Annotated in this window: 23 protein-coding genes; 8 read left to right on the top strand and 15 right to left on the bottom strand. The window is 51.5% G+C overall.

Annotated features, from left to right (window positions below):
• Positions 1-20 precede the first annotated feature (20 nt).
• Positions 21-215 (top strand): hypothetical protein, encoded by a 195-nt coding sequence (locus BUA40_RS00895; protein ID WP_139261054.1) that lies wholly within the window; start codon positions 21-23, stop codon positions 213-215.
• A complete protein-coding gene (locus tag BUA40_RS00890) occupies positions 215-901 on the top strand; it encodes a MauE/DoxX family redox-associated membrane protein (protein ID WP_072797341.1) in 687 nt (228 codons plus the stop codon). Before BUA40_RS00895 ends, BUA40_RS00890 begins: the two co-directional genes overlap by 1 nt.
• On the opposite strand, the gene BUA40_RS00885 is transcribed toward BUA40_RS00890, so the two are convergent.
• Positions 879-2,015: a glycosyltransferase gene (locus BUA40_RS00885; protein ID WP_072797338.1), complete on the bottom strand. Its 1,137-nt coding sequence runs from the start codon at positions 2,013-2,015 to the stop codon at positions 879-881. The genes BUA40_RS00890 and BUA40_RS00885 overlap by 23 nt on opposite strands.
• 93 nt (positions 2,016-2,108) lie before the next feature.
• Here BUA40_RS00885 and BUA40_RS00880 point away from each other — a divergent pair, with 93 nt between their 5' ends.
• The 4 genes from BUA40_RS00880 to BUA40_RS00865 are packed head-to-tail and all read left to right on the top strand — an operon-like array spanning position 2,109 to position 6,569.
• Positions 2,109-3,050, top strand: coding sequence for a glycosyltransferase (locus BUA40_RS00880; RefSeq protein WP_072797335.1), 942 nt, complete (start codon positions 2,109-2,111; stop codon positions 3,048-3,050).
• Positions 3,050-4,168: a glycosyltransferase family 4 protein gene (locus BUA40_RS00875; RefSeq protein ID WP_072797332.1), complete on the top strand. Its 1,119-nt coding sequence runs from the start codon at positions 3,050-3,052 to the stop codon at positions 4,166-4,168. Before BUA40_RS00880 ends, BUA40_RS00875 begins: the two co-directional genes overlap by 1 nt.
• Complete coding sequence (locus tag BUA40_RS00870) at positions 4,165-5,130, top strand: glycosyltransferase family 2 protein (protein WP_072797330.1); 966 nt, start codon at positions 4,165-4,167, stop codon at positions 5,128-5,130. The genes BUA40_RS00875 and BUA40_RS00870 overlap by 4 nt, the downstream gene beginning before the upstream one ends.
• Positions 5,124-6,569 carry a hypothetical protein gene (locus tag BUA40_RS00865; RefSeq protein WP_255369145.1) on the top strand — a complete coding sequence of 482 codons (1,446 nt, stop codon included), beginning with the start codon at positions 5,124-5,126 and terminating at the stop codon, positions 6,567-6,569. Before BUA40_RS00870 ends, BUA40_RS00865 begins: the two co-directional genes overlap by 7 nt.
• Positions 6,570-6,587: 18 nt before the next feature.
• Here BUA40_RS00865 and BUA40_RS00860 read toward each other — a convergent pair whose 3' ends face one another.
• From BUA40_RS00860 to BUA40_RS00795, 14 genes are all read right to left on the bottom strand, one after another.
• Complete coding sequence (locus BUA40_RS00860; RefSeq protein ID WP_072797325.1) at positions 6,588-7,016, bottom strand: PTS sugar transporter subunit IIA; 429 nt, start codon at positions 7,014-7,016, stop codon at positions 6,588-6,590.
• Positions 7,017-8,030, bottom strand: a complete 1,014-nt coding sequence (locus BUA40_RS00855; RefSeq protein ID WP_072797324.1) for an aminoglycoside phosphotransferase family protein — start codon at positions 8,028-8,030, stop codon at positions 7,017-7,019.
• 83 nt (positions 8,031-8,113) lie between these two features.
• Positions 8,114-9,130 carry an ABC transporter permease subunit gene (locus tag BUA40_RS00850; protein WP_072797323.1) on the bottom strand — a complete coding sequence of 339 codons (1,017 nt, stop codon included), beginning with the start codon at positions 9,128-9,130 and terminating at the stop codon, positions 8,114-8,116.
• Positions 9,131-9,961: a dihydrodipicolinate reductase gene (gene dapB / locus BUA40_RS00845; RefSeq protein WP_072797303.1), complete on the bottom strand. Its 831-nt coding sequence runs from the start codon at positions 9,959-9,961 to the stop codon at positions 9,131-9,133. It lies immediately after the preceding gene.
• A gap of 70 nt (positions 9,962-10,031) precedes the next feature.
• The gene (locus tag BUA40_RS00840) at positions 10,032-12,092 is read right to left on the bottom strand and encodes a DUF4129 domain-containing transglutaminase family protein (protein ID WP_255369144.1); all 2,061 of its coding nucleotides are present in this window, start codon (positions 12,090-12,092) and stop codon (positions 10,032-10,034) included.
• Positions 12,089-13,222, bottom strand: coding sequence for a DUF58 domain-containing protein (locus BUA40_RS00835; RefSeq protein ID WP_072797302.1), 1,134 nt, complete (start codon positions 13,220-13,222; stop codon positions 12,089-12,091). Before BUA40_RS00835 ends, BUA40_RS00840 begins: the two co-directional genes overlap by 4 nt.
• Before the next feature lie 74 nt (positions 13,223-13,296).
• On the bottom strand, positions 13,297-14,208 hold the full coding sequence (locus BUA40_RS00830) for an AAA family ATPase (RefSeq protein WP_072797301.1): 912 nt from the start codon (positions 14,206-14,208) through the stop codon (positions 13,297-13,299).
• An 18-nt stretch (positions 14,209-14,226) separates the two neighbouring features.
• Positions 14,227-15,054, bottom strand: a complete 828-nt coding sequence (locus BUA40_RS00825) for a deoxyribonuclease IV (protein WP_072797300.1) — start codon at positions 15,052-15,054, stop codon at positions 14,227-14,229.
• A 23-nt stretch (positions 15,055-15,077) separates the two neighbouring features.
• A complete protein-coding gene (locus BUA40_RS00820; RefSeq protein ID WP_072797299.1) occupies positions 15,078-15,821 on the bottom strand; it encodes a glycosyltransferase family 2 protein in 744 nt (247 codons plus the stop codon).
• On the bottom strand, positions 15,811-16,854 hold the full coding sequence (locus tag BUA40_RS00815; RefSeq protein WP_072797296.1) for an NAD-dependent epimerase/dehydratase family protein: 1,044 nt from the start codon (positions 16,852-16,854) through the stop codon (positions 15,811-15,813). The genes BUA40_RS00820 and BUA40_RS00815 overlap by 11 nt, the downstream gene beginning before the upstream one ends.
• A 2-nt stretch (positions 16,855-16,856) precedes the next feature.
• Positions 16,857-17,357 (bottom strand): hypothetical protein, encoded by a 501-nt coding sequence (locus BUA40_RS00810; protein WP_072797293.1) that lies wholly within the window; start codon positions 17,355-17,357, stop codon positions 16,857-16,859.
• Between the two features lie 36 nt (positions 17,358-17,393).
• Complete coding sequence (locus BUA40_RS00805; RefSeq protein ID WP_083585208.1) at positions 17,394-19,268, bottom strand: GDSL-type esterase/lipase family protein; 1,875 nt, start codon at positions 19,266-19,268, stop codon at positions 17,394-17,396.
• A 2-nt stretch (positions 19,269-19,270) separates the two neighbouring features.
• Positions 19,271-21,142 carry a GDSL-type esterase/lipase family protein gene (locus BUA40_RS00800; protein ID WP_072797291.1) on the bottom strand — a complete coding sequence of 624 codons (1,872 nt, stop codon included), beginning with the start codon at positions 21,140-21,142 and terminating at the stop codon, positions 19,271-19,273.
• Between the two features lie 67 nt (positions 21,143-21,209).
• Positions 21,210-23,849 (bottom strand): rhamnogalacturonan lyase family protein, encoded by a 2,640-nt coding sequence (locus BUA40_RS00795; RefSeq protein WP_072797289.1) that lies wholly within the window; start codon positions 23,847-23,849, stop codon positions 21,210-21,212.
• A 527-nt stretch (positions 23,850-24,376) separates the two neighbouring features.
• Here BUA40_RS00795 and groES point away from each other — a divergent pair.
• Positions 24,377-24,658, top strand: a complete 282-nt coding sequence (gene groES / locus BUA40_RS00790) for a co-chaperone GroES (RefSeq protein ID WP_072797286.1) — start codon at positions 24,377-24,379, stop codon at positions 24,656-24,658.
• A 129-nt stretch (positions 24,659-24,787) separates the two neighbouring features.
• Positions 24,788-26,419 (top strand): chaperonin GroEL, encoded by a 1,632-nt coding sequence (groL, locus tag BUA40_RS00785; protein ID WP_072797284.1) that lies wholly within the window; start codon positions 24,788-24,790, stop codon positions 26,417-26,419.
• Positions 26,420-26,527 lie beyond the last annotated feature (108 nt).

Here is a 26,527-nt window from a genome sequence, read left to right as displayed (position 1 = left end):
AGATTTTGTATCTTATGGATATGAAATCTATAGCTCTTAAAGTATTCGATTATCTTAAAAGTTATTTAAAATCCCTGAACTGGATTGTCCTTTTGGGGATTGCCGCATTCTGCATTGCGCTTGCCGTAATCAACAACATTCGCGTTGAAGATTCCAAGTCGGTCGACTGGATCGGCAGCCAGGAAATTCTTGCCAAACCGGACGAGGTGCTGTAATGAAGAAGACGATTATCTCTGCAGTACTGCTCGTTGTAGCCTCGATTCTGGTAGCTATCGGTGTTGCCGAAATTTCGTTCCCAGAATCGTTCTTGACTTTTACCGACCAGGATTGGCTGATTGACATTTGGCCGAAAGCATACCGCTACAATATTCATGTGGGCCTTGCCGCCATCATTATCGCCACGGGCATTTGCGTTCCGGCTTACCGCCTGCAAAAGGACTTTGCCATCCGTGCGCTCGAAACCTTGTTCCGCGTGGGCATTGGCGGCATGTTCATTTTCGCAAGCATCTACAAGATTCAGGACCCGCACCAGTTCGCAGTCCTTGTGGCGCAGTACCAGTTCTTCCCCGCTTTGCACCTGGAAAGCGTAAACAACTTCTTTGCGCTGGTTTACCCGCAGTTTGAATTCTGGTTTGGCCTCGCCATGATTGTAACGCCGTTCGTGCGTGAATCCGCTTTCGCTATTTTCTGGATGTTCGTAAGCTTCATTATCGCGCTCACCTGGGCGCTCGGCAACGACCTCGGAATCACTTGCGGCTGTTTCGAGCTTGAAGATGGCGACGCCCACGACAAGGCCGAAGCCTGGACAAGTCTGATTCGCGACTTGATTCTAATCTGGCCCACGCTCTGGCTTGCTACCCGCAAGAACCACAGCCTGATTAAAGTGTGGAAAAGAAAGTAAGAACGCGCTGACTAAATGATTTCATGGAGCAGCGGTCTAAAAGGGCCGCTGCTTTTTCGTTATCCAGCACATTTTCACCAGCGAGTACACGGTCAAGAACTCGGGCATAAGCTTCAGCATCCGTAGGTGGATCAATGAGCGGGCCCACGCCTTCCAAATTTTCCTTGACAGCCGAAGTGGCGGCGCCCACAGCAGGCGTTCCGCAGGCAATCGCCTCGATGGGCGGAAGGCCGAAGCCTTCTAAAAGCGACGGATACACCATGAGGTCTGCGTGGCGGTAGAAGTCGCGCAGTTCATGCGCCTTGAATTCGCTAAAGTGATAAACGTTATAAAGCTTCTTTTCGTTCACGATTGCGCGCAAGCGTTCCGAGAACTTACCCACGCGAACAAAAGCCACATGCGGTCTGAGGCTTGCCATTTCAAAGAACGTCTCAATATTCTTGCGCGGTTCATCAAGGCTTACATTCAAGCACATTCCATCAAAATTCTTGATGCCGTACTTGCGGAGGAAAGCCTTCTTTTCTTCAAAGGTCGGTTGCGTTTCGGGCTTGTTGAACAGGGCGCTATCGATGGGGCAACCGATTACGGTTCCCGGTTTTGACGACATTTCTACGCCAAAGTGGTCTGCCGCCTGTTCGCGAGTCCAATTGGAATTGTACACGAAGAAATCCGCCTTGACAGTCGGGCGAATGTAGAACAGGTTCAACAGTTTGAACTTCATACTATTCGGGTACAAGGTTTCGGCAAAGGTGTCGTGTACAAACATCACCGTCTTGGCGCGGCCCTTTACCACCGGCACCAAGAAACCGAGTTCCGGACGAATAAAGAAGACGATTTCGGGCTGAATTTTCTTGACCAGCTTTTTAAGCGGCGCACGGAAACTCAAATATCCCGTATAGAGCGATTTCGCCCATACTTCATGGGAAACGTATGTGGAGTTATCCGAAGAAGCTGTCTTCGATGGGGTTGCCGCCCCAAAAAACTTGGGAGTCTTGAGCCATAGCACATGAGCTTCGAAAGAACCCGATACAGCCTTGGCCAGATTCAGCGTCAACCGGCCGAAACTGGTACACTCGTTTTTATCGCAAATAAAAAGGACTTTCGCAAGGCTCATAGTACATCCCTCAAACATTAAAATAATAGCAAAAACAAGATTCAAAACTGCCCAAAACACCCTTAAAAAAGGCGTTTTTGCTATATTCAGTGTATGGCGAAAATCGGCATAGTCCTTGCGACCTACAATGGCGAAAAGTATCTGGCACAGATGCTCGATTCGCTTGTGGCTCAAACTAGGCCAGCCGACTTTATTGTCGCCGTCGACGACGGTTCAAAAGACAACACGCCCGCTATTTTAAAAAGCTATCAAGACCGCTTGCCGCTGCAAGTGACGATTCTCGAAAAGAATTCCGGGCACCGCGCCGCATTCTCAAAAGCTTTGGAACTTGCGCAACCGCAATTGAGTTCAAACGACCTGATTGCGCTTGCCGACCAAGATGACGTTTGGCTTCCGCAAAAGCTGGAAATCCTCGAAAAAGAAATTCAGGACAAGTCTCTTGTTTTCGGAGACGCCCAAGTGGTTGACGCCAACGGAAAAATCATCGCCGAATCTTGGCGCAGCTATTCGAAGATTGAAAAGAAAATTTCTATAGAGCAGCAGATTGCTGGCATCAACAACGTGACTGGCTGTCTCTCGCTCTTTAGCGCAAGTCTACTGGACGCCATCCTCCCCATTCCCGAGGGAGTGACCGTTCATGACCGCTGGATAGCCATGCTGGCCGACAAGCACAATGGCGTAGCCGCCATCGATACGCCGGTGGTACAATACCGCATTCACGGCAACAATGCCGTAGGCGGAGTGGCAGCACCCTCGATGAGCAAGACGCTTGAAACCCAGATTCAATGGACGCAGACGATTCTCGACAACGCCAAGCGCCTTGACTTGACTGAAAAAGAAATCCGTTTTGCCAAGAATCTGTTAAGCCTCACGAAGGCTCGACTCACCCACGGATTCACGCCTTTCCGTTTGCTGTGGATCGCGAAACACCGCCACGAACTTTTCTTGAAAGATTCCGCTGCCGTTACCCTGAAACGCATTCTGTTCACCGCTGTCGGGCTGCCGCTTGCACGCAAGATTTGGAAAAAAAGCTAATGCGTATCGGAATCGACATCAAGTGTTTGCGTTACAACAATAGCGGTATCGGCCGTTATTTGATTTCCCTTTTGGACGAACTTCAGAAAGTTGATCTCGAAAACGAATATTTCTTGTTCTCGCCGCACGAAATCGAATACCCGATTACAAACAAGAATTTCAAGCTTTGCCCCTATTCAGGGAAATTTGCATTCCAAAAGAAAATCCCGGGCATTCTCTGGCAGCAATTGACGTTGCCACACTTACTCAAGCAATACCAGATTGATGTTTTCTGGGGGCCGGAACAAACGCTTCCCTTGGAAAAGTCCGGTTGCAAAAAAGTTCTGACGGTTCATGATTTCGTGTACAAGCGTTATCCTGAAACCATGCGCAAATCGGTCCGCTGGATTAACAACCATATCGGCGAGAAATCGATTCTAAAAGCCGACGTTGTCGCGGTCAATTCTGATTTTACGAAAAGCGAACTTCTGCACTTTCACCCGAACATCAATAAAAATAAAATCGAAATTGTTCCCTGCGGAATCAACAAGAGCGACAAGCCCCATACAGAAAATTCTGTACGAAACGGTTTGCTCTTTGTCGGGAGCTTGGAACCGCGAAAGAACTTCAAGAACCTCGTAAAAGCACTTGAAATTCTTGACAAAAAGGGAATTCAGGTAACGCTTAGCATGACCGGTCCCAAGGGCTGGAAGAACAGTTCCGAAAACAGCCTCTTGCAAAATTCGCCGGTAGCAACGAACATTCAGCATTTAGGGTTCGTGAGCGACGACGAACTGCGGAACTTGTACGCCAACAGTGCCGCGGTCATATTCCCTTCTGTGTACGAGGGATTCGGGCTCCCGGTGTTGGAAGCGCTGAACTACAAGACGCCGGTGTTAACCACCAAGGGTTCCGTGATGGAAGAAATCGCGGAAGATTGCGGGATTTATTTTGACGCCAAGGATCCGGAATCGATTGCACAAACGATTGAAGCCTTTTTAAACGAGCCGCAAGATTTCTTGAGCGACAAAGAAGATAAGCGTAAAGCCATTCTTGAAAAATACCAGTGGAAAAATTCAGCGAAGCAGTTAGTGCAAATTTTTGAACGATTGGAACGTTCTCGCGGAGGTGCCGCATGAGAACCGCCGTCATTCTAGTGACTTTCAACGGGTGGGAAATGACCCGAAACTGCCTGAGCGACATGGCAGCACAGCTCACGGACAGCGAGCATTTCGTAGTCGCCATCGCCGACAACGCCAGTTCCGACGGCACGGTAGAAAACCTGCGCAAGGAATTCCCGACATTTCATGTTTACCCGAGCGACAAGAATCTTGGATTCGGAGCAGCCAACAATTTGGCGATTAAGGGTTTGCTTGGCGACAAAGAACCGTTTGATTCGATTTGCCTGCTGAACAACGACACCCGATTCTTGCCGAACATGCTCCCCCGCATGCAAAAAGCATGGGAGAAGGCAGAAGCGTTCGCTCGCGAAAGTGGAAATGCTTATGCCGTTATAGCACCGAGCACCAAGAACAGAGACGGCAGCGACCAGCCGAATTACTTTGCAGGCCTTGGCCCCGAGGGAATCGGAAGTCTGAAGTTTTTCACGAACGCGCTCCGCAACGAAGAAGGTGCCGCCGAAATTTTGCAAGGCCAGCCGAGCAAGACAACTCAAGAAAACCTTTTGGAAACGAACTGGCTCAGTGGCGTATGCTGGATGTTCAGCAAAGAGCTTTACGATGCCCTGACCAGCGAAGGCACTTTCTTCGACGAAAAGATTTTCATGTATTACGAAGATGCGGACCTCGCTTTGCGCGCCCGCAAAATTGGCGCGCGATTCTTTATTTGCAAAGATATCGAGCTTACGCACTTGGGTGGCGGTTCTGCACAAAGCAATACTAGCCGCGCCTTGCAACACGACCGCGCCCAGCAATATGTATTTAAAAAGCACTTCGGATTGCACGGACTTTTGCTTTCGAAGGGATTCCGCATTTTGCGCAGTTCTATACGAATTGCGTCGGCAATTCCGCACATCGGTTCCAGCGAAAAGAGAAAGTACCTTGTGCACCACTTGGCCTTGTTGAAGGCTGCTTTATGGTAAGGATTATGAAGAGTTCTTGTAAAACAACGGTTTTAGTCACACTTGCAGCGCTTACCGCTGCATGGGCTAATCCGCATATTACGTTCAGCGATTCCGCGCATCACCACGAGGTGAATATTGGTGCGCAGTTGGTCGACTCCCTTGCGATTACGAACCTGACGAACGCACCGACGCATTACGACAATTCGGCTTCAGTGCGCTTATTCCTGAACGGTCATTTCACAGAACGATTCCTGTTCAACGCCCGCGTCAAGGTGAGCACGGACCACACGAATAAGGAAATCTACGACCACTTTTACAATCCGAGCGAAGGTATCCCCTACAACAAGCAGAGCGACAACAAACGCACTTGGGACATCTTTACTGCAAGCGCTAGCTACGATTTAGACGCAGTCAGGCTCCTAGCCGGTTTCGATTACCTGAGCATGGGCCCCGCCCGCCGCAACCACGTGATTTTACGCGGCGAACAGGGCAATTACCGTCCGTGGCAAGATTCGACAAGCCGCATTTACGAGCCCGCTCCTACGCCGTATTTCGGCTACCAATTTGAATTAGGCCCGATTGTTTACACGCAGTACGCCATGAAACTTTTCGAGAAGAAAAACTTTGGCAAATACATGCACGTACACCGCTTGGACTTGAACTTACCCAAGAATATCACGCTGGGCCTTTCGGAAACTGCGCTCTATGGAAGTACCACCGAAGAGTTCCCGAACCCGAACGAAGATGCTGACAGCACCGGTCGCGAATTTGAATGGGCCTATGTGATACCCTTCATTCCTTACGTTTTCCAGGAACACCTGCAGGGCGACCAGGACAACATTTCGCTCGCATTCGATTTGAGCGTGAAGACAATTTCGCATTGGGAATTTTACGGAGAACTTTTGTGGGATGACATGAAGTCCCCTACGAGCATGTTTGATGACGGCTGGTGGGGCAACAAGTGGGCCACCTCGGTCGGCGTCGCCCGCGACAGCCTTAAGCTCGGCAGCACGCTTTGGAACTGGTACTTGGAATACACCCGCGTAGAACCGTGGGTATACACGCACCACAAGGGCGGTGGCTACACGTACCGCAGTTATTCTCAGAGCCTCGGCACCGATCTCGGTCCGAACAGTCAGGAAGTTTATAGCGAAGTCTGCGGACTTTACAAGGTTGAAAGCGGCTTCTTAAAAGACGCCCTGTTCAAGGGAACGCTGCACGCAAGCGCCGTTGCCAAAGACACCGCCTTCGGCGGCAACATCACCGACATGCACACGCCCGAAAGCGCCACCGACAAGAAGTTCTTGAACGACAACACCACCTTGCACTACGTGGAACTCGGTGGCAAAATCGAAATCAAGCCGTGGGAATGGATGACCTTCCGCGCGAGATATGACCGTTACTTCGGCGATTACGAAGGCTTCCGCGCCATGGTGGGCGGAAGCTTCCAGTACTAACAATTTTGCGAAAGATTTTTATTCCTCGAACAGCGCGTTCAGCTGTTCGGGGGTTTTTGCATCCAACGCCTGGGCACGCCACTGCGGATTCAGCAGTTTGCGAGCAATGTTGGCGATAAACTGCGTATGACACGTTGCAGACTCCGCCGGAGAAAGCAACAGGCAAATGTACTGCGGCACTTGGCCCGCTTTCACAGCAATGTCAGTAAAGCCCTTCGGGCAAACCGCAAAAGCAAACAGCGGTTGCGGAAGTCCCGACACACGCGTATGCGGCAAGAGCAAGCCCTCGCCCATGTAAATTCCCTGGGACACTCGTTCCGAAAGAGACTTCCATGTTTCCATGGCATCAAACTTGACCGGGCCATGAACCAAGGCATCGTAAGCAAAACCCAAAGCCCTTGCGAAGGACTCGGGTTCTGCATAATGTTTTACGTAAATCGGTTGCATTTATACCAGTGCGTTGTCCATGAAGTCAAAGACCTTTGGCGAAGTAGCCTTGGCCATCTTCTTGAACTCATCAAAGACAACACGCAGCTGACGCTTACCCGGTTCAATGTACTGTTCAAACTTCTGGATTCCCTTGACCTTGCTCAAGAAGCAGTAGGCGCCCATGGCCTGCATCACGCGCTGCAAGCTAGCGTGAATAAAGGCTTCCCAAGCGTCATCCTTGGTGTAGGTCTTGGTTTCGCGATAAGAAACGCGCCAGTATTCAAAGAAGTCCTTGATTTCGGTCAGAGAAAGTTCTACGTACGGATCCCACAAGAGAGAGGCCAAGTCATAGAACATGGCACCGCGGCGAGCGCCCTGGAAATCCACAAAGGCGATTTCGGAATTCGGCTTCACCATGATGTTCTGGCTCTGGAAATCGCGATGCATCAACACCTTATGCTGAGCTTCCACAGAAACAGCAATCAAGGAATAGAACTGACGCACGTATTCAGGAATTTCCTGAATGCCCTTGAAATTCTTCAGGTAGTTTTCAGTAAAGTAGTCGGTTTCCCACTTGAGAGCGGCGAAATCGAAGCGACGCAGCCAGAGGTCGGAACGAGAGCTGAAAAGCGAGCGGGAAATGTTCTGCCACTTGATCAAGGAATCGATGACTTCGGGGTAGAGAATACGAACGTTGCCCGTCTTCTTTTCGGAACCCGGCGAAACAATATTGTCGAGCAAATTGTGTGCGCCCAGGTTTTCTTGAAGTACGGAGCAAGAGGCTTCGTCTACGCAATAAATCTTGGGAACCGGAAGTCCGAAAGAGTTGAATGCTTCGGCATAATCCACAAAACGCTTAAAATCATCATCGACCGAGGCAGAAACCTGCAGCACGGCGCTCTGCTTACCGGAGGCAATTCGGTAATACTTACGACCCGAACCGGCACCGGCAATAGGGGTTATTTCGTAATCGGCATAGCCGCGGGACTTCAAATACTTTTCAATAACTGGCGAAACAATTTCGTTACTCATGTTTTTTAATATAGTTATTTAGTAGACAGTAGGAAGTAGACAGTAGGCAGTGGTTAGTGTTTAGGGTTAGTAAACAAGACCATCTACGAGAATTTGATGCGCGGGTCTACGAGCGTGTAGAGGATATCGCTGAAAAGGCGGCCAATCATCGCCATCAAGCTGCTGAGGAAGATGACGCCCATGACCACGTTGTAGTCGCGGTTCACCATGGAGTTGTAGTAAAGTAGGCCCATGCCGTCGATATCGAAGACCTTTTCGATAAGGAGTGCGCCCGCAAACATCAAGGTGCAAATTTCGGAAAGGCGCGTGGCAATCGGGATGAGGGCGTTACGGAGAGCGTGGCGAACGAGTGCCTGGTTAAAGCTCATGCCCTTCGCAAGGGCGGTACGCATGTAGTCCTTGCCGAGTTCTTCCAGCGCGGAGTTTTTCATGAGGAACGTCAGGAACGCGAATTCGCTAATCATGTAGCAGAAAATCGGCAGAATCAAATGGTGTCCTAGGTCCACAATTTTTTCGAAGAAGGTAAAGTCCTCGAAGTCATCGCTCGTGAGGCCACCCAGCGGGAAAATGTCAAGGTACGAACCTCCCGCCAAGAAGATAATGAGCAAAATACCGAGAGCGTAACCCGGCATCACGTAGCCCGAGAAAATCACGCCCGAAGAAAGGGAATCCAGCTTGCTCCCGTGATGCACCGCCTTCCAGAGGCCAAGCGGAATGCAGACCAGGTAACTCAAGAAAAACGAAGTAATACCAAAGAACAGCGAAATCGGGAAACGGCTCGTAATCACGTCCCACACAGGGAGCCCGTAAGTATAGCTTGAGCCCAAGTCCAGGTGCAGAACGTTCCAGAGCCAAGTCAGATAACGCTTCCAGGCGGGTTGGTCAAAACCGAAGTACGCCTGGATTTGCGCAATCTGATCGGGCGAGAGTGCCTTGGAGGCATCTACCCCGCCCTTCATGGCAGCGGCTTGCTGCGCACGCGAAATCATTTCCTCCACAGGTCCACCCGGCAACAGCTGGATAAGGATAAAGCATACCAGAGAAATCCCGATGAGGGTCGGGATCATCAAAAGTAAGCGGCGGAGGATATAGGAGCGCATTTATCTCATCTTGCCGGAGCGGAGCACGTCCATCATGTTGAAGGGCTTGGCCGTTCCGTTTGCAATGTGGCAAGCGAGGAAGTTCACAGCATCCACAGTACCTTCGGCGTAAATCTTACGGCCGCAGACATTGTGCTGGAATTCAAAGTGAACCGTGCCATCGGCGCTGTCGAGGCTGTAGGTGTGGAAAGCGTGACCGCCGAGGTATTCTTCGGGCACATGCATGCGTTCCATCTGTTCCTTTTCGTCACGGACCTTTTCGATGTCATCGACGGTGAAGTCAAAACCCATCTTCTGGAAGTCACCCACCACGGCGCGTGCGGTACCGCTGGTGTCAGCCTTGGTCTTCTGGTGGCTTTCGACCACGGAGAGTTTGTAGCCGCGGAAGGCTGTCGGGAATTCCTTAGCCAGATATTCAATCATCGTCTGGAAAGCGACAATCTGCTTTGCCATATTCGGAGCAATCACGCTCGGGTGATTTGCATCGGCAACGAGCTTGGCGAGAGCTTCGCGGTCGCCGCCGGTGGTGCCCATCACGAACGGAATCTTGTGCTTGACGTAGAAAGCGGCGTTGTCATTCACGGCCGTCGGATGCGTATAGTCAATGCAAATGACGTTCGGGTACTTTTCAAGAACTTCGCCAATGCGAGCTTCGCGATTGCTCGGCTTCAAAAGTTGGATGGTCTTGCCGGCGACTTCGGCTTCGTTTTCAACGATAATTTCACCCGTCAGAGAATACGGGACGAGTTCGAGACCGCGGGCCACGCAGGTTTCGGCCACAATGCGGCCCATGTTGCCCGGAATACCATTTACCATCACTTGTACAGACATAATAACTCCTAGTTTTTGGGAGGAAAGATAGAAAAACAGTAGGCCGTAGGAAGTCGGAAGTAGACAGTAATTAATGTCTCCAGCGGCTCGATTCGTATTCGTCGAGGGTGAGCAAAGCGTGGCGCACTCTTTGAATCTTTTTAAGAGGGATTTGCTCCTCGGCGAGGTGTGAGAGCGCTATCTTGACACGAGCTGCAAATTTGCCGACAGTTTCGCCGGGTTCACGGCGGAGTCCCACGCGGGTCAAATCCCGCTCAGCGCGGTCAAGTTTTTTCACCCATTCCAGAGACCGCGCCGAGACATACGCGCGATTCTTGGAACTTAATTTATATGTGACATATATCTTGCGGCCAGCAAATCCTGCTACAAGAATCACCAGCACCGCATAAAGAATTGGACTTTCCAAGAGGGCGGTCGATTGATTCTGCCAGCTATCGACAACGCGGCGCCACTCACCTTCTTTAAGAGCATGCATCACGCGGGCGAAACGCCCGCGCACGCCCTCCCATTTGACGCTCCACCAGCTGGGAGTCTGTGCAAACTGCGGCAAAATGGGAGGCGTCGGGTCGAAGATTACCCAGCGGCCATCCACATACGCTTCGACCCATGCATGCGAATGCTTGCGGCGGAAAATGCTATAAGGCAAACCCTCGACGATTTCAGGATTTGCAAAGCCCGTCACGTACCGCGCCGGAATTCCCAAACGGCGAAGTACCAACGCCGAAAGCGTCGCATAGTATTCGCAGAAGCCTTGCTTTTCGCGCCAGAAAATCGCCAAAGGTTCATTCTTCGCGCCACCCCAACGCGTAATTCCCGGCACCGTAAGCGAATAGGTGAAGTTTGCAAGGTAATAGGCAAGCATTTTCTGCAACACAAGAGAATCTGGCATCGATTTTGCGAGCGCCACCGAATCCACCAAAACCGAATCCGATGAGGCAGAGTCGCGCAACTGCATCGCCGCAATCACGGTGTCAATCAGCGGCAGGTACCGCTCGCCCACCATCAAGTCGCCTTCGCTCGAAGCCAGCAAGGAATCCGGCAACGAGCAAGCGTCCGGCGCATCCTCCGCCGAGACAGGCTTGCATTTAAAATAATGCCAGTCAGAGCGTTTTCCATTACCATTCAATCCCTGCACCATGCCGCCCGCATAATAAGTCAACGAGTCCACATCTTTCGCCGCAAAGCCCACGACACCATAGGGCGCAAACACAAAGCCAAAGTTATTCAGCGTTGACTGCACCCAGATTTGTTCCACTTCGCGCAGGGAATCGGCCTTCGTCAGCGAATCCGCCACCTCAAGCACAGCATAGTCCACCTGATAATAAGCAGGGTAAAGCTTTTTCGCATACGACGTCGGCAATTTCCAAATACCCGCCACATATTTTTCGTAGCTAGCCGCCTTAAAGTATCTTGAGGGCTGTTTATCCCACACGCGCAACACGACTTGGCTATTGTAACGAGAATTGTAATTACTTCCGAAACTACCCAAGGCCGCAACCGGATCAAAGCCCATCATGCGTTCGCGCTGGTAGTAGTCTTCGGCCATTTTCGCTCCGTAGCGATAGCGCTGCGATTTCCAATGTTGCCAACCGCCGTAAGAAATTGCGCTGAGTATAGCAATCACAAGCAAAAAGAGCCCGTACTTGTAAGGCGCTGTACCGCGACGGCTATAAGCGCAAAGCGCAAGCAAGAATCCGACAAGTCCAACAATCCCCCAACCATGCGGCACCATGAACATTCCAAAGAGCAATGCGCCTACGCCATCGAAGGCGACAAAGACTTCAAAGCCACCGTTTCCGCGGCTCCGTTCCTGCAACGCCGCCAAATACAGCAAGTAAATTCCCGGCAAGAAAATCAAATAAGGCGACACGCCGTTTTCAACGGACGGCGTCATCACCCAGAATAATGCGAGCGGCACAATCGCCCCGTACGCCAAAATCTTGTTGTAACGCGGGCGCTTCGCAAACTCTCGGCGGCGCGTCGCATTCAGCACGCCGATGACCACAAAGTAGACAGCAAATAAAATTCCAAGCCACAAGAAATCAAAGGTATGGCCCAGATTCACCGAAGCCAAGCAAAGGAACAACACCTTGAAGGCGTAGCGAATGTCTACTTTCTCGCTAGTCATCATAGTGTTACCCTCTCGCCGTCCAAATCTTCAGGCGAAATCACCAGCAATTTATCTTCGGTCGAGGCGGGCTGCGTTCCGACCACGATATGCTTGTTCACAAGCGATTCATCGTTTTCGTAAAGCCCAATGCGAAGCACCGGATCCATCGGGCGCGCCGCAGGAGCCCAAGGCGCAGGCTGTTTTCCATGCGCAAGTGATGCGGGCGGAATTCGCGCCAAAGCATCCAGTAAATTCCTGCGGCTTTCGTTACCGCCATCCAAGGCAATCTCTTCGCTATCGATAAAGAATCGCCCAAGAATTTCGCGGTCCAAGAGCCACTCACCCACCGCCGCCGTCATACGAATCGCATGTTCCAAGTACTGTCGCGACTTGAAATTCGGAGTGGCTGTGTCCAGGAGCAAAATCACGCCGGCGCCGCGCTCCACTTCAAATTCTTTGGTAAAAGGTTTGCCGTAGCGGGCAAAAGCCTTATGGTGCAAATCGCGCAGGGAATCGCCTTCGCGGTAAGGCCGCACACCGATAAAATTCATGCCGCGAGTAAGACTTGGCATCAAGAAGGGCGCAAACGCCATGCCCGAAGCGCCCTGCGTCAGGAACGGAAATTCCTGCACCTTGAGCGCCCGCGGGTAAACTAGCAATTCTACCGAGCCATTAAAGCCATAAGGCCAGCGCAAAAGGCCCATAATTTCAGGCACATTCGCCGAGACCTTATTGAGCATGAAGGAGCCGCGGCGCGTCGTGCGCACTTGGCATTCCATTTTGCGCGGCGGCTCGCCCTTCTTAATCTTTGCGCGGTCCGATTCAAAGCCTGTAAGCGAGGGCGGCAAACGATTCGCCCCTAAAGTCACACAGTCAATCGTCGAACGCACCGCCACATACGCCGTGACCGTAGCCGTTTCGCCTTCGCGCACACGATTCACCGACACGCTTTCAACCCAAATCTTGCTCCGCTTCGCGGTCACGAATAGGCTAAAGACAAGTCCCAAGAAAAGCAGGAAATCAATGCCCGCAAAAATCCAGGCCGCCCAAAATCCAGGCACCGCCCCCGCAAACATCGCCAGCAAAAACAAGGAGGCAAATGCGCGACCCGCCGGAGTAAAATAATCTAGCCACCAAAAATAAACAGCCATCAAAATCCCCGATTTTTTCGGGGCCCGCGGAATCGCGTTCAACAGCCATTTAGCAAAGGATGACATTCGCGTCCTTACTTAGGAATCGCCACCTGTTTCAGAATTCCCTGCAAAATCTTCTTGCTGGCGTCAGGGTCACCGCTGTCCTTGGCGAACACGCGGTGTTCCATCACCGGGAAGAACACGCGCTGAATGTCATCGGGATTCACGAAGTCGCGGCCATTCACAAACGCACACGCCTGCGCCATGCGCACCAGGTTCATGCCCGCTCGCGGACTTGCCGCCAAACGCACGCCGCCGTCGTTACGCGTTGCCTGCACCAAGCTAACAATGTAACGTTCCAGCGATTCATCAATATGAATCCGCTGCACTTGGCTACGTGCCGTCAAGACCTCACCCGGAACCGTTACCGCACGTACAGAATCAAGCGGACGGCTCGTGCGGTGCGCCCGCAAAATGTCAAGTTCTGTTTCTGCTGTCGGATATCCCACCGAAATACGCACCATAAAGCGGTCCATCTGCGCTTCAGGCAGCGGGAACACGCCATGGAATTCCACCGGATTTTCAGTCGCCAGCACCATAAAGAGTTCAGGCAACTTATAACGTTCGCCTTCCAGCGACACCTGCCGTTCTTCCATCGCCTCGAGCAAAGCACTCTGCGTACGCGGCGAGGCACGGTTGATTTCATCCGCCAAAAGCACCTGTGTAAAGACAGGACCCTTCTTGATTTCAAATTCACCCGTATTCGCCTTGAATACGGCACCGCCCGTCACATCGGCGGGCAACAAATCCGGCGTAAACTGGATTCTCGCAAAGTCGGCCCCAATCGCTGCCGCAAGCGCTTTCGAAAGCGTCGTCTTGCCCGTGCCGGGGACATCTTCCACCAGCACGTGACCATCGGCCAACAGCGCCATGACCAAAAGTTCAACCGTCTCGGGCTTTCCGAGCAGCACCCCATTTAAAGCATGAATTAAGTCTTTTACCATGCTTTAAATATATATCTTTTATTTTGAGCGTTCACGCATCATGGCAATTTCTTTTGCGTAGCCGGGCAATTCATTCGGCGTTTCCAAGTAAAATGGCAAATTCTTCAGCGCCGTATGGTTTACCACTCGCGTGAGCGCATCCAAGCCGATATACCCCGCCCCTAAAACCTCATGACGGTCCTTGTGGCTACCCATAGGGTTCTTGCTGTCGTTCAGGTGAATCGCTTTCAAACGTTTTAAGCCAATCACCTTGTCAAATTGTTCAAGGACGCCGTCCAAGTCGTCAATAATATCATAACCGCCATCGAACACATGGCAAGTATCCAGGCAAACTCCCAGTTTATCGCCCAGCTCTACGCGGTCAATAATGGCACGCAGTTCCTCAAAAGTACGGCCCACCTCGGAGCCCTTGCCCGCCATCGTTTCAAGCAGCACAAGAGTCTTTTGTTCCGGCTTCAAAATCTGATTCAACGCCTGCGAAATCAAATCCACGCCCACTTCAACGCCTTGCTTGACATGGCTTCCAGGGTGAAAATTGTACATGGCACCCGGAAAATGATCCATACGCCAGACGTCATCCTTCATGACATCGACTGCATATTGCCGCAAGCCTTCGTCAGCGGCACAAGCATTCAGCGTATAAGGAGCATGCGCCAGAATCGGGGCAAAATGATTGTCATCCAGCAGCTTGACAAGCGACTGGGCATCAGCGGCATCAAAAGGCTTGGCCGCACCGCCGCGAGGATTCCGCGTAAAAAACTGAAAAGTATCAGCGCCAATCGAAAGCGCCGTCTGCCCCATGGCCAAAAAGCCCGCCGAAGATGATAAATGACAACCGATATGCATGTTTTAAATATATAAATATGGAATTAAACGCCAAGACGGCGCAAGACTTGTCTTAAGACTCTCAAACCATAAGTAACGACGTTCAAGTTCGATTTTTCATCGGCATAACGCGTCGGAATCGGAAGTTCCGCCAGTTTCAAGCCTCGAGCATCGGCGATAGAAATGAGTTCCAAATCAATATCGAAAGAAGGACTCAACTTATCAAGAGGGATATTCTTCAAGAATTTTGCGGAATAGACGATAAAACCGCTGTGACGATCCGTCAACTTCTGCTTGAACGCTCGATTTTCAATCGTCGTCAAGAACTTTCCGCCCAAGCGCTTATACAAAGGCATATTCCCCGCCTTCGCACTGCCACGAATCAAATGGCGAGAGCCTTGCACCAAGGCAGCCTCTTGAGTTTGCAAATAGTCAAAAAATTCCTGCAACTTTTCTGCCGGGTACTGACCATCACCATGAAGGCAAGCAATCGACACCGCCCCCGACTTAAGCCCTTCGGAAATTCCCTTCTTGACCACCGCACCATAGCCCTTGTTCTGTTCAAAGCGCATGTAGCGCAGACGGCTTTTCTTTTCAGCGGCGACCGCATCTCCATTCAAGCCTTCCACAAAAGATTCAAAGGATCCGCGAGTATCATCGGCTGAGCCGTCATCAATCACAAGGACAATGGATCGCGCCCATACGCTCTCGGGAATTTTTTGCAACACCGAAGCTAGGGTTTTCGCAACATTATAAGCGGGAACAAAAATGAAATAATCAGAGGGCATAGTGTCCAACGAACCAGCTCAGAGATTCTTCGAGGGCTGCCTGGAGCGGGATTTTCGCCTTGAAGCCCAACAGGTTTTCGGCCTTTGCCACCGACGGAAGCCGACGCAAGGAATCATCGTAGCCCTTGCCGTAATAAGCTTCGCCCGAAACAGTTTCAACACCGGGCACATCGTTTTCAGGCACACCCTTGACCGCAGCAAAAACAGAACGCATCAGCTGAGCAAGCTCTGCAATCGAGACTTCGTTGTCCGCATTGCCCACATTAAACGCCTGACCGATGCCAGCGTTTGCATGAGCGAACAGGCTAAAAATAAAATCTATGGCATCGTGTACCGAAGTAAAGCAACGCTTGGCCAAGCCGCCATTTACAAGCTTAAGGGTTTCGCCACGGACCAAGGCCGTCGAAAAATTCGCAAGCACGCGCGGAATTCCGTCGCCGTCGACACCCGGCATAAAGTCCATAAAGGGGCCAACGAAATTGAAGGGGCGAACCACAGTCCAATTCAAGTCGGCAAGTCCCGCCATATAGCGTTCCGTCAAGAGTTTTGCCGTCGCGTAGCTCCAGCGGCTTGCCGAAACAGGTCCAAGTACAATTTCAGATTCATCTTCGAGAAGTGCTCCCGAAGCCGCCGCCGTCTTGCCGTAAATTTCAGAAGTTGAAAAATGAATCAGCCAGCTGCCGCTCTTGGCGCAAGCATCTGCCAAGGCTCGCGGGTGGTCATAATTGCTGCGAATGACTTCGGCCGCCTCGGCCATGTAACGGCCAGGCGTACAGATGGCCGCCAAGTTCACCACCACGGGATACTGCGCAATCCGCTCAACCACCGCTGAATCGGCAAGGTCTGCACACAGGAATTCAAAACGCGGATTCGTCAAGTGTTCCTGAATGCGATAAGATTCCAAATCTACGCCAAAGACACGCCAACGGGTGCGTTCAAAAATCGCCTGCAATAAGTGACTACCAATAAAACCACCGCAGCCCACAACGGCTACGGTGATCGAATTGTCGTCAAATTTTAACGAGGCGTTCAAATTTACTTGGTCACCTTGAAGGTGCCGGAATTTGCAGCCTTGGCAGTCTTTTCGTAAGGAATCACGCGAATGATTGCCGTTTCGGTAGCTTCGGCATATTCGTCAGACAAAACCACTTCCTGCTCGTAGCAAGTCTTTCCGTCCGGGCTTTCGGGACCGGCAGATTCTTCAAGCATGTCGAGGCCGGCATCAGATTCAGAAGTCTTAAACACGAAACGATAGCCAGAGCCCTTCACATCGGAGCCGTAAACCACCTTAATCTTGTCACCCATCTTGAAGCTTTCGCCACCCTTGGGGTAAACAACCTTCACGCCGTCCGTGACAGAGCAATCGTAAGAGCTGCTTTCAGAAGCAGGAGTCTTGGAATCGGAGCTATTCGTGGTCTTTTCAGAGCTGGACGAAGTCTTGTCGTCACTAGAAGCAGACGAAGAATCGTCGCAAGCCGTCAATGCAACAGCTGCGAGAACAGCGCAAGAAGAAACTGCAAACTTAAAGAAATTCATAAAATCTCCTTTTCGCGGGTAACCGCGGTTTTTCCTTTAATATACAAAAGGTTGCAGTAACGCAAGTCGTCCATTTAGCGAAATTCTCAAGAAATAGCGACCTTTAGGGAGTTTTGCAACATCCGAAAGCAGCGAAACCGAGCCTGCAGCCACATTTCGAACTTCACGTTTCAAGGTTTTACCCATAGCATCCATCAACTGGACTTCCATTAAGCCACCCTGAGTCGTTACGCTCATGTTTCGAGCATCAAAAGTTACCCCATGAGCAAGCGAACGAACATCCACAATTGTCGTCCCGCTCGAAGACGATTCCACATCGTTTTCAACCTTGGCCGGCTTACAACCGGTGCGGTACACGCCCTTCATGTCAAAGGCAATCATATCGATATTCGGGCCGCCGTCACTTGTCGTCGAGGCAATCTTCATCTTAAAGTCAAGAGCATCCACCCAGACATCTTCTATGTAGGCGGTATCCCACTTGTCCCAGCTACCCGTCGAGGGGAATGCTACGTCGTAGATTCCATTATCGATCGTGAATTTCATGTCACGGTTAGAATTACCCTGGAACGAATAGCGGATCATGACGCGGGCATTGGAGGCCGACTGGTCAGAAGTCAGCTTGTAAGTCGCAGTACTATAGGCACTATTTTCAATATTGAAGAAGCCCTGACCCGTATAGCCTTCGTGGTTCGATTCCGTCAAGCCATCTGCAATTTCAGGGTTCGACATATCGATCGGAGAAGGCCAAGCCGCGTCGGCGGTACCGTCAAAGCAAAGCTTCGGATCAATGGAACTAGACGATTCCGGACCCTCGGAGCTAGAAGATGTCGGATTATCTCCGCCTACGTCTTCGTCATCATGCGCAATCTTCTTGCATTCAGAACCGCCCTTGAACATCGCCGTATAAGTGATGTTGCGAGCCTTGGTCTTGAAGCCGTAATAAATCATGTTCTTCGAGATTTCGTTACAGTCGTCATCGACCCATTTCTCAAAGGTCTGACCGTTCGGAGTCACGCGGAGCGTCATCGGGGAACCCGCCGGGAAATACTGCGTCTGCGTGATGAGGCCGCTGTAGTTCGAAAGGTTGGTCTGCACCTTAATGGTATAGCGTTTCTTGATGGCAGAAACAAGCGTCGTGAGCGCAGTCTTTGCTTCGGCAGAGAGATTCGAATTGTTTTTGAGGTTATCTTCAAGTTCCTCGCAAATCATCTGGGCATGGCCCATGGAGCCCATTTCCTGGAAATGCGTGGTACCGTCGTTCACACCATCAGGGTAATTCGGATATTCACCTGCCTGCAGCGACTTGTACAAATAACGCGTCACATAATCCGGCATGTTCTTGTAAGTCGTATTGTAGGTATTGTACGACTTCATGTTCAAATCTACAAACGGAACCTTGTTGTTCTTCGCCACCGTCTGCATCATGCCGCGAGCATCGTAGTTCTTGTCGCCGGTGGAAAACACGTTACGGCTACCGTTCAAGTTCATCGGCGAAATCAAGATGACATTAGCGCCTTTTGCCTTAGCGGCATCCACATACTTCTGGATATATCCCGGGAAATCTGCGGGCGGAACATAGCGAGCTTCCTTGCTGTAGTCGCGGTCATTGTGACCGAACTGCACAAAGAGATAATCGCCTGTTTGGAGTTTGCCCTTGACTTCGTCCAAGCGGCCTTCTTCAATGAACGTTCTAGAACTGCGCCCGCCGATGGCGTAATTGTTCACCTTCACGCGGGAGGCATCGAAGAAATAACCAAGGACCTGGCCCCAACCCGTTTGCGGGTAAGCGTTATCCTTATAAGTGCAAACCGTAGAATCCCCCACCACATAAATAGCGAAGCTCGTGGAATCGCTCACAGCAACGCCGGTAAAAATGGCCGCTGCAACAAAGAATTTCAAAAGCCCTTTCATACTTACTTCACCTTTGCCCATGTGGTTGCAAACTTGGCGCTACCTTGGCGAACAATGACGCGATACAGGCCATTAGCCTTCACCAGATTCGACAAATCTACCTCACCTGCAGCAATCTTACGAGCCACCAAGTGACCACGCATATCAAACACATCGATACGAGCGTTACTCGTGCCATTGATTTTCAAGGTATTGCCATTCAACTGTGCCAACGCCGTAGGCATCGAAGTCGTTGCAACAACCGTTGTCGAAGTATCGGTCGTATCCTTTGCTTCACAGCCTTCGCTTACGCGGCAAACGCCGTCGATACTGAAACCGAAGGCATCTAGATTCGGAGCGCCATCGCTTGTAAGCGACATAATCTTGAGTTCGGCTTCACCTTGCGGAGCATCCATCACCACGTAGGCGGTATCCCACTTGTCCCAACCACCCGTCGGCGGTGCACTCACAAGGTAATCATGGTCCAAATAAGCATTGAACATACGATCCGACGATCCGCCGTTTGCATAGCGCACCGCAAGCGTCACATAGCCTGCGCCTGGGAACTTGACCTTATATGCGGCAAACGAGGCATTCGTATTATCCAGATTGTAATAGCCTTCGCCCGTAAAGCCAGTCCATTCGTTCTGAGTCCAGCCGATTCCTGCCGTATCCGGAGTGCTTGCATCAAAGAATTTCTTGATATCCTTGTCAATTTTCACCGTATCCTGCGTACTGCCTTCAATCGGGGTAAACGGAACAAAGGTCACATCGTCAAGGCTCTTCGGGGTCGTGGTCGGGAATGCGGTTAACGCAGCACCATCGCCGGTATATTTCTGCGCCGTTCCGCCCTCGTAAACCGCCGTGAACTGCGTCGAGGCACTACCCATCACGAACGTATGAATGTAAGGAGACTTCACGTTCGAACGGCTCGGGGCACCCACCTTGTTGCCGTTACCGTCGTACCAGCCCAAGAACTTCTTGCCGCTCTTCGGAATAGTCTTGAGCATCACGGTCATGCCCTTCGGGTAATAGGCGTTAATCGAAGTCGCTTCAGCAGCACCTTCGGGGCTCACCTTGACTTCGACCTGGTACATGGGTGCCATATAGTCACCGAGTTTTTTCACAATCGGGTCACTGTGGGCGCGCATCTGTTCGGTAATAATGCGCCCGAAAGCGTTCGCACCGTTCATCTGCAAGTGCACCTGGTCCGTCTGGTCACTGCCAAGATTGCTGTATTCTGCCTTGGTCGCATAGTTGAAGATGAACTGAGCCGCATACTGCTCGCCCACCGAAATCATGTAGTTCGCGACCATCTCGCTCATGTCGATAAACGGCACGTTGAGTTCTTCGGCGAGGCTCTTGTTGAGCGCCGGATAACCGCGGTAGCTGTTATGAATCTGCGTCGGGGAATCGTAATACAGGCGGCGAATCGGGCTCATGATAATCGGGTACGCGCCCTTCGCGCGGACATCGCTCACCATCTTTTTCATGTTCGAAGCAAAGAAATCTTCGGTACTGTAGCTCACGTCGTTAATACCGAACTGAATTACGACATAGTCGCCCGCCTGAAGCTTTTCAGCAATGCAGTTACCGGCAGAACAGCCCTTCTTGAAGAACATGTCATAATAACCGACAGCTGTGCTGCCATCCTTGGCCTTACCGCCGCCACCGAGCGACATGCCACCTTGGCCGCGGTTCACAACCGCCGCCTTGGTCGGATCAAACCAGAAATGGAAATCCTGCCCCTGTCCCTGCTTGGGATAGTAGCCTTCGTTCCAGTCCTGCATGGTGGAGTCGCCACACATGTAGATGGTCACCGCCGACCATGTGAGCGGAGCGACGACCATCGATGCGATTACGGCAGATTGCCAGATTTTATTAAACATCTTCATAACCAAAACCAAAAATCGCCTAGCCCCGGTCCAACATTCGAAAGACCAAGGCTAGGCAGTGAGGTGTTTATAGCTTCGAGAATTTCTTCGTCGAAACAGCCTTTCCGTCAAGCATTACCTTAACGAGATAAGTTCCCTTCGGAAGCATTTCGCGATCAAGCGAAATCGTCGTAGAGCCTGCATTCACGTTCCGCGACACCCCCATGCGCATTGCACCGGACATATCGTAGAAGTAGACTTCCGCAAAGCCAGCCTTGGGCGTAAAGAGCACGCCCGTAGAAGAATTGAAGGAGACACCGCTCTTGAACGGAATTACCGCAAGTGCCGTCGGATTATCAATCTTCTGCGTACCATCATAGAGTTCTACACCATCGATACCGAAGGTGAACATATCGACGTTCGGGCCGCCATCACTCGTCATCGAGGTAAACGTAATCGTGTTCACGCCAGCGACAATCTTCACATCGATCTTCGCCTCGGAATAAGTCGTCCAGGAGGCATCTGTCGAGGGGAAGCTAATCGTGCCGGCAGAAGCGCCATTTACGGTAACCGCCATATTGCGGGAGGTAGTCCCACCGTTCGTGAAGCGCACCGTAAGCGTCGTCTTCGCCTCGGTCTTCGAGAAGATTTCCCAAGTGCCGTAGCTCGAAAGCGCATTGTCAAAGTTATAGTAGCCGTTCTTGAGGAAGCCTTCGTTTTCGCTCTGAGTCCAGCCCTTGCCATCCTTCGGGGTAGAGGCATCCAGTTCGGACTTGCCGCTGTTCACCACCGGGGTTGTGTCGGCAGGAGTCGGGTCCTCGCCCACTACGAAGATGCTCGGCTGCTTGAGCGACTTTACCATGTCGGGCAAGTAGTAGCCCAGGTGCGACGGCTGGTTATAGGCCGTATTTTGAGACGCAACCGCCGTGCGGTAGGTGGCATCGTGCATCAGCGTGTAGACTCGAAGTTTGCTTTCTACCGGGGTCGAAACGATGTACAGCAACGTCGGATCCTTTTCGCTACGCACTACCATTTCTTCGCGCCAGTCGCCAAAGAGGTCGGCCACAAGGCTCGGCGTATTCTTGGTGCCATTGCAACCGGTAACACCGAGGGCAGATGGACCATCGAAATAAGTTTCAGATTTTTTTGACGAAGAATTGAACTTGGTCACAAAAGCGCCGTCCAAGAGTTCATCATACTCATCGCCGTCAAAATAAATGCGGAAGTTCTGAGACACTGCAGGCGTTCCAATGAGTTTGCCCTTAGCAGTCTTCATTCCACCACCCTTTGCAGACCACATTTCATAGCCACGATATTCAGAATCAACGTCTGCAGCCATGCCACGACCATTATCGACACCTTCGGCAGATGGCTGCGGAGTGCCCCAAATAATCTTGCCATCATTGGCGCGCATTTCTTCGGTGTACTGGGCATCCTTGTGTTCGTGCACGTCCCAGGATTCAAGACCCGGAAGATCCGGATCCAGATCACCGATGTGATGGGCATCGCCATGACCGAGGCCCGTGCGGTAACGCAGCGTTCCATCGTGGTTCAAGGCTGCTGCCCCGAAGAAGATTTCGTCGTAGCCGTCACCGTCAAGGTCCACCGCCTGAAGGCTGTGGTTTCCTTCGCCGTACAGGCCCTGGCCCGGATATTCCGACTTGTGGAGCCAGCGGAGTTTCAAATCTTTTCCGTCAAAATCGTAAGCGGCCACATAAGATGAGCTATAATAACCGCGTGCAAAGATTGCACTCGGGTGTACTCCGTCCAGATAACCCGTTGCAGCCAAGTAGCGTTCACAGCGGTTGCCGTAGTTATCGCCCCAGTAGCCATGGGCATCCTTGCCCTTCACGTGCTGGTTGATGTCTCGGCTCGGTTCGTACGTAACGGTCGAAATCGCTGCACCGTCAACACCGCGGAAAACAGTCAGGTATTCAGGGCCTTTAAGAATCGTACCACTCGCGTCGCGGTAATCCTTTGACTTGTCGCCAATCGCCTTGCCCGTACCGTCAATCGTGCCGTCGGCAGTCTTCACGATCATCTCGGCCTTGCCGTCGCCATCGTAATCAAAGACCTGGAACTGCGTGTAGTGTGCGCCCGCGCGAATATTCTTACCGAGGTCAATACGCCAAAGGCGCGTACCGTCGAGCTTGTAGGCATCGATGAATACCGTACCCGTATAGCCCGTCTGCGAGTTGTCGTGAGCGTTAGACGGATCCCACTTCAAAATCAGTTCGTATTCGCCGTCGCCGTCGAGGTCGGCCGTACTCACGTCATTGGGAGTGTACGTGCATTTTTCGCCGTCGGGCATTGTCTGTGCCGCGGGGACTTCCAGTTTAATAGTCTTATACGGGAAAGACTTTCCGCTGTTGGAGACCGTCTTGTCGAGCACCACGGAAACACCCTGCTTGGCACCTTCCTTGCCGCCAACTACCGCCGCGACCGTATATTTGGAAGTTGTCTTGCCGGCGGCGTCCAGGTAGTTCGTGCCACCCGTCTTACCAACGGAAGCAATTTTCTCACCATCGCGGTAGAGATTGAACTCCACGTCCGGAGCGTCAGTACCCAAAAGGCGCCAACTCACGAGCACACCCTTGCCCGTGTTCGTGACAGCAAGACCGCGCGAAAGATTTTCCATCTGGCGGTTAGCAGAAAAAGCCGGAGAAGCAAGCCCAAACGCTAGCGCGACTCCTGCAAAAATTGTCGATGTTTTTAAACCAATACCCATATAAACTCCATTTTCTATGGCCTTACTGCTAATCTATTTCTAAAAGTTCAAAACAGAACGCAAATTATTCTTATTTGTAGTCTTTAGACAACAAGACTCTACAGCAATTCCTTTTCTAAATATAATCAAAAAATCTATAAAAAGTCCACATTATTTTAAAAATTTTCTAGACAATTTGGCATTTTTAAAAATTGTAATAAAAATAAAAAGTCCACATTTCTTCATTAATGCAGTCAAGTGTGGACAATTACGGAATCGCCCGTAAACCCGTCACAAGCAAAACGATTTGTTTCAAATTAAAACACAACCTCCTTAAAGCCTTAAAAGCCTCCAAAAACGTTTCAAAACGATACTGTAAGACGCCTAAAAACACCAAAATAGACACAAATCGCCCACCAATAGAACTTGGCACAGAAATTGCTTACTCTAGGGCGAAACAAAATAAATAGTCCAAGTTGGACTACCAATTTGGGCAAAACAGTTCAAACATTGGGTGCGAAACCACCCGTAAAAAAGGAAAAGTGAAAATGATTAAGCCTCTTGCAGATCGAATCGTCGTCAAGCCGGCAGAAGCCGAACAGAAGACCTCCTCGGGTCTCTTTATCCCGGACAACGCCAAGGAAAAGCCGATGCAGGGTAAGGTCGTGGCCGTGGGCCCGGGTCGCAAGAACGACAAGGGCGAACTCGTCGCCATGGAAGTCAAGGTCGGCGACGTGGTGCTTTACGGCAAGTACAGCGGAACGGAAGTCTCCGTCGATGGCGAAAACTACCTGATCGTGAAGGAATCCGACGTCATCGCTACTCTGTAGTGGTTAGTAGACAGTAGGAAGTAGACGGTAGACAGGTCTAGTTAGGCGGCGAAGCCGCGATTATTACACTTCTAACTTCCTACTTCAAACTTCCTACTCAAAAATTTTAAATAAAAAAGGAAAAACAAAATGGCAAAGCAACTTAAGTTTGATGTAGCAGCTCGCGAATCCCTGATGAAGGGTGTGGACAAACTCGCCAACGCAGTGAAGGTCACCCTCGGTCCTAAGGGCCGCAACGTGATGATCGCAAAGGCCTTCGGAGCCCCGAACGTCACCAAGGACGGTGTGTCTGTCGCTAAGGAAGTGGAACTCGAAGACGCTTACGAAAACCTCGGCGCCCAGATGGCCAAGGAAGTCGCCAACAAGACTTCTGACGCTGCTGGTGACGGTACCACGACTGCTACCGTGCTCGCCCAGGCTATCACTCGCGAAGGCCTCAAGAACGTGGCCGCCGGTGCAAACCCGATGGACATCAAGCGCGGTATGGACGCTGCCGTCGAAGCCGTGATCAAGGAAATCGGCAAGATGGCCGTGAAGATCAACGGCAAGGAACACATTGCCCAGGTCGCAACGATTTCCGCCAACAACGACCCCGAAATTGGTGAACTCCTCGCCAACGCTATGGAAAAGGTCGGTAACGATGGCGTCATCACCATCGAAGAATCCAAGACTGCCGAAACCATCCTCGACGTTGTCGAAGGTATGCAGTTCGACCGCGGCTACCTCTCTCCGTACTTCGTCACCAACACTGACAGCATGGAAGTGGCCCTCGAAAATCCGTACATCCTGTTGTACGACAAGAAGATTTCTACCATGAAGGATTTGCTCCCGATGCTCGAACACGTGGCAAAGCAGGGCAAGTCCCTCCTCATCATCGCCGAAGACGTCGATGGCGAAGCTCTCGCAACGCTCGTTGTGAACAAGATGCGCGGCACCCTGAAGGTCGCAGCTGTTAAGGCTCCGGGCTTCGGCGACCGTCGTAAGGCAATGCTCGAAGACATCGCTATCCTCACTGGCGGTATGCTGGTTTCCGAAGACACAGGCGCTAAGCTCGAAGACGCTCCGGTGACCGTGCTCGGCCAGGCCAAGTCTATCACTATCACGAAGGACAACACCACGATCGTCGAAGGTGCCGGCGACGCCGCTTCTATCAAGGGCCGTATCGCCCAGATCAAGAAGCAGATCGAAGCTACCACGAGCGACTACGACCGCGAAAAACTCCAGGAACGCTTGGCCAAGCTCGCTGGCGGCGTAGCTGTGATCAAGGTCGGTGCTGCTACTGAAGTTGAAATGAAGGAAAAGAAGGACCGCGTCGACGACGCCATGCACGCAACTCGCGCTGCCGTCGAAGAAGGTATCGTTCCGGGTGGTGGCGTTGCCCTCATCCGCGCCGAAAAGGCCATCGATTCCCTCAAGTTTGATAACGCCGACCAGAAGACTGGTGCCGCTATCATCCGCCGCGCTATCGAAGAACCTCTCCGTCAGATTGTCCAGAACGCTGGCCTCGAAGGCTCTGTCGTGGTGAACAAGGTGAAGGAAGGCAAGGACAGCTTCGGTTACAATGCGAAGACTGACACCTACGAAGACCTCATTAAGGCCGGTGTGATTGACCCGGCTAAGGTGACTCGTACGGCCCTCAAGAATGCCGCTTCTATCGCTTCGATGATTCTCACGACTGACTGCGTAATCGCTGAAAAGAAGGAACCGAAGCCGGCAGCTCCTGCCATGGATCCGTCCATGGGCATGGGCGGCATGATGTAATCGGCCCCTAGATTCTACTCCTTATGGACGCCCGGTTCTTTGAACCGGACGTTTTTTTGTGTATGATTTTTTTGATTCTTAACGGCGGGACTCACAAAGCACTACGTG

The sequence above is a fragment of the Fibrobacter sp. UWT2 genome (assembly GCF_900142545.1).
GTDB lineage: Bacteria > Fibrobacterota > Fibrobacteria > Fibrobacterales > Fibrobacteraceae > Fibrobacter.
The sequence above is the reverse complement of the archived record's forward strand: the minus strand, read 5'-3'. Positions and strand labels throughout refer to the sequence as shown.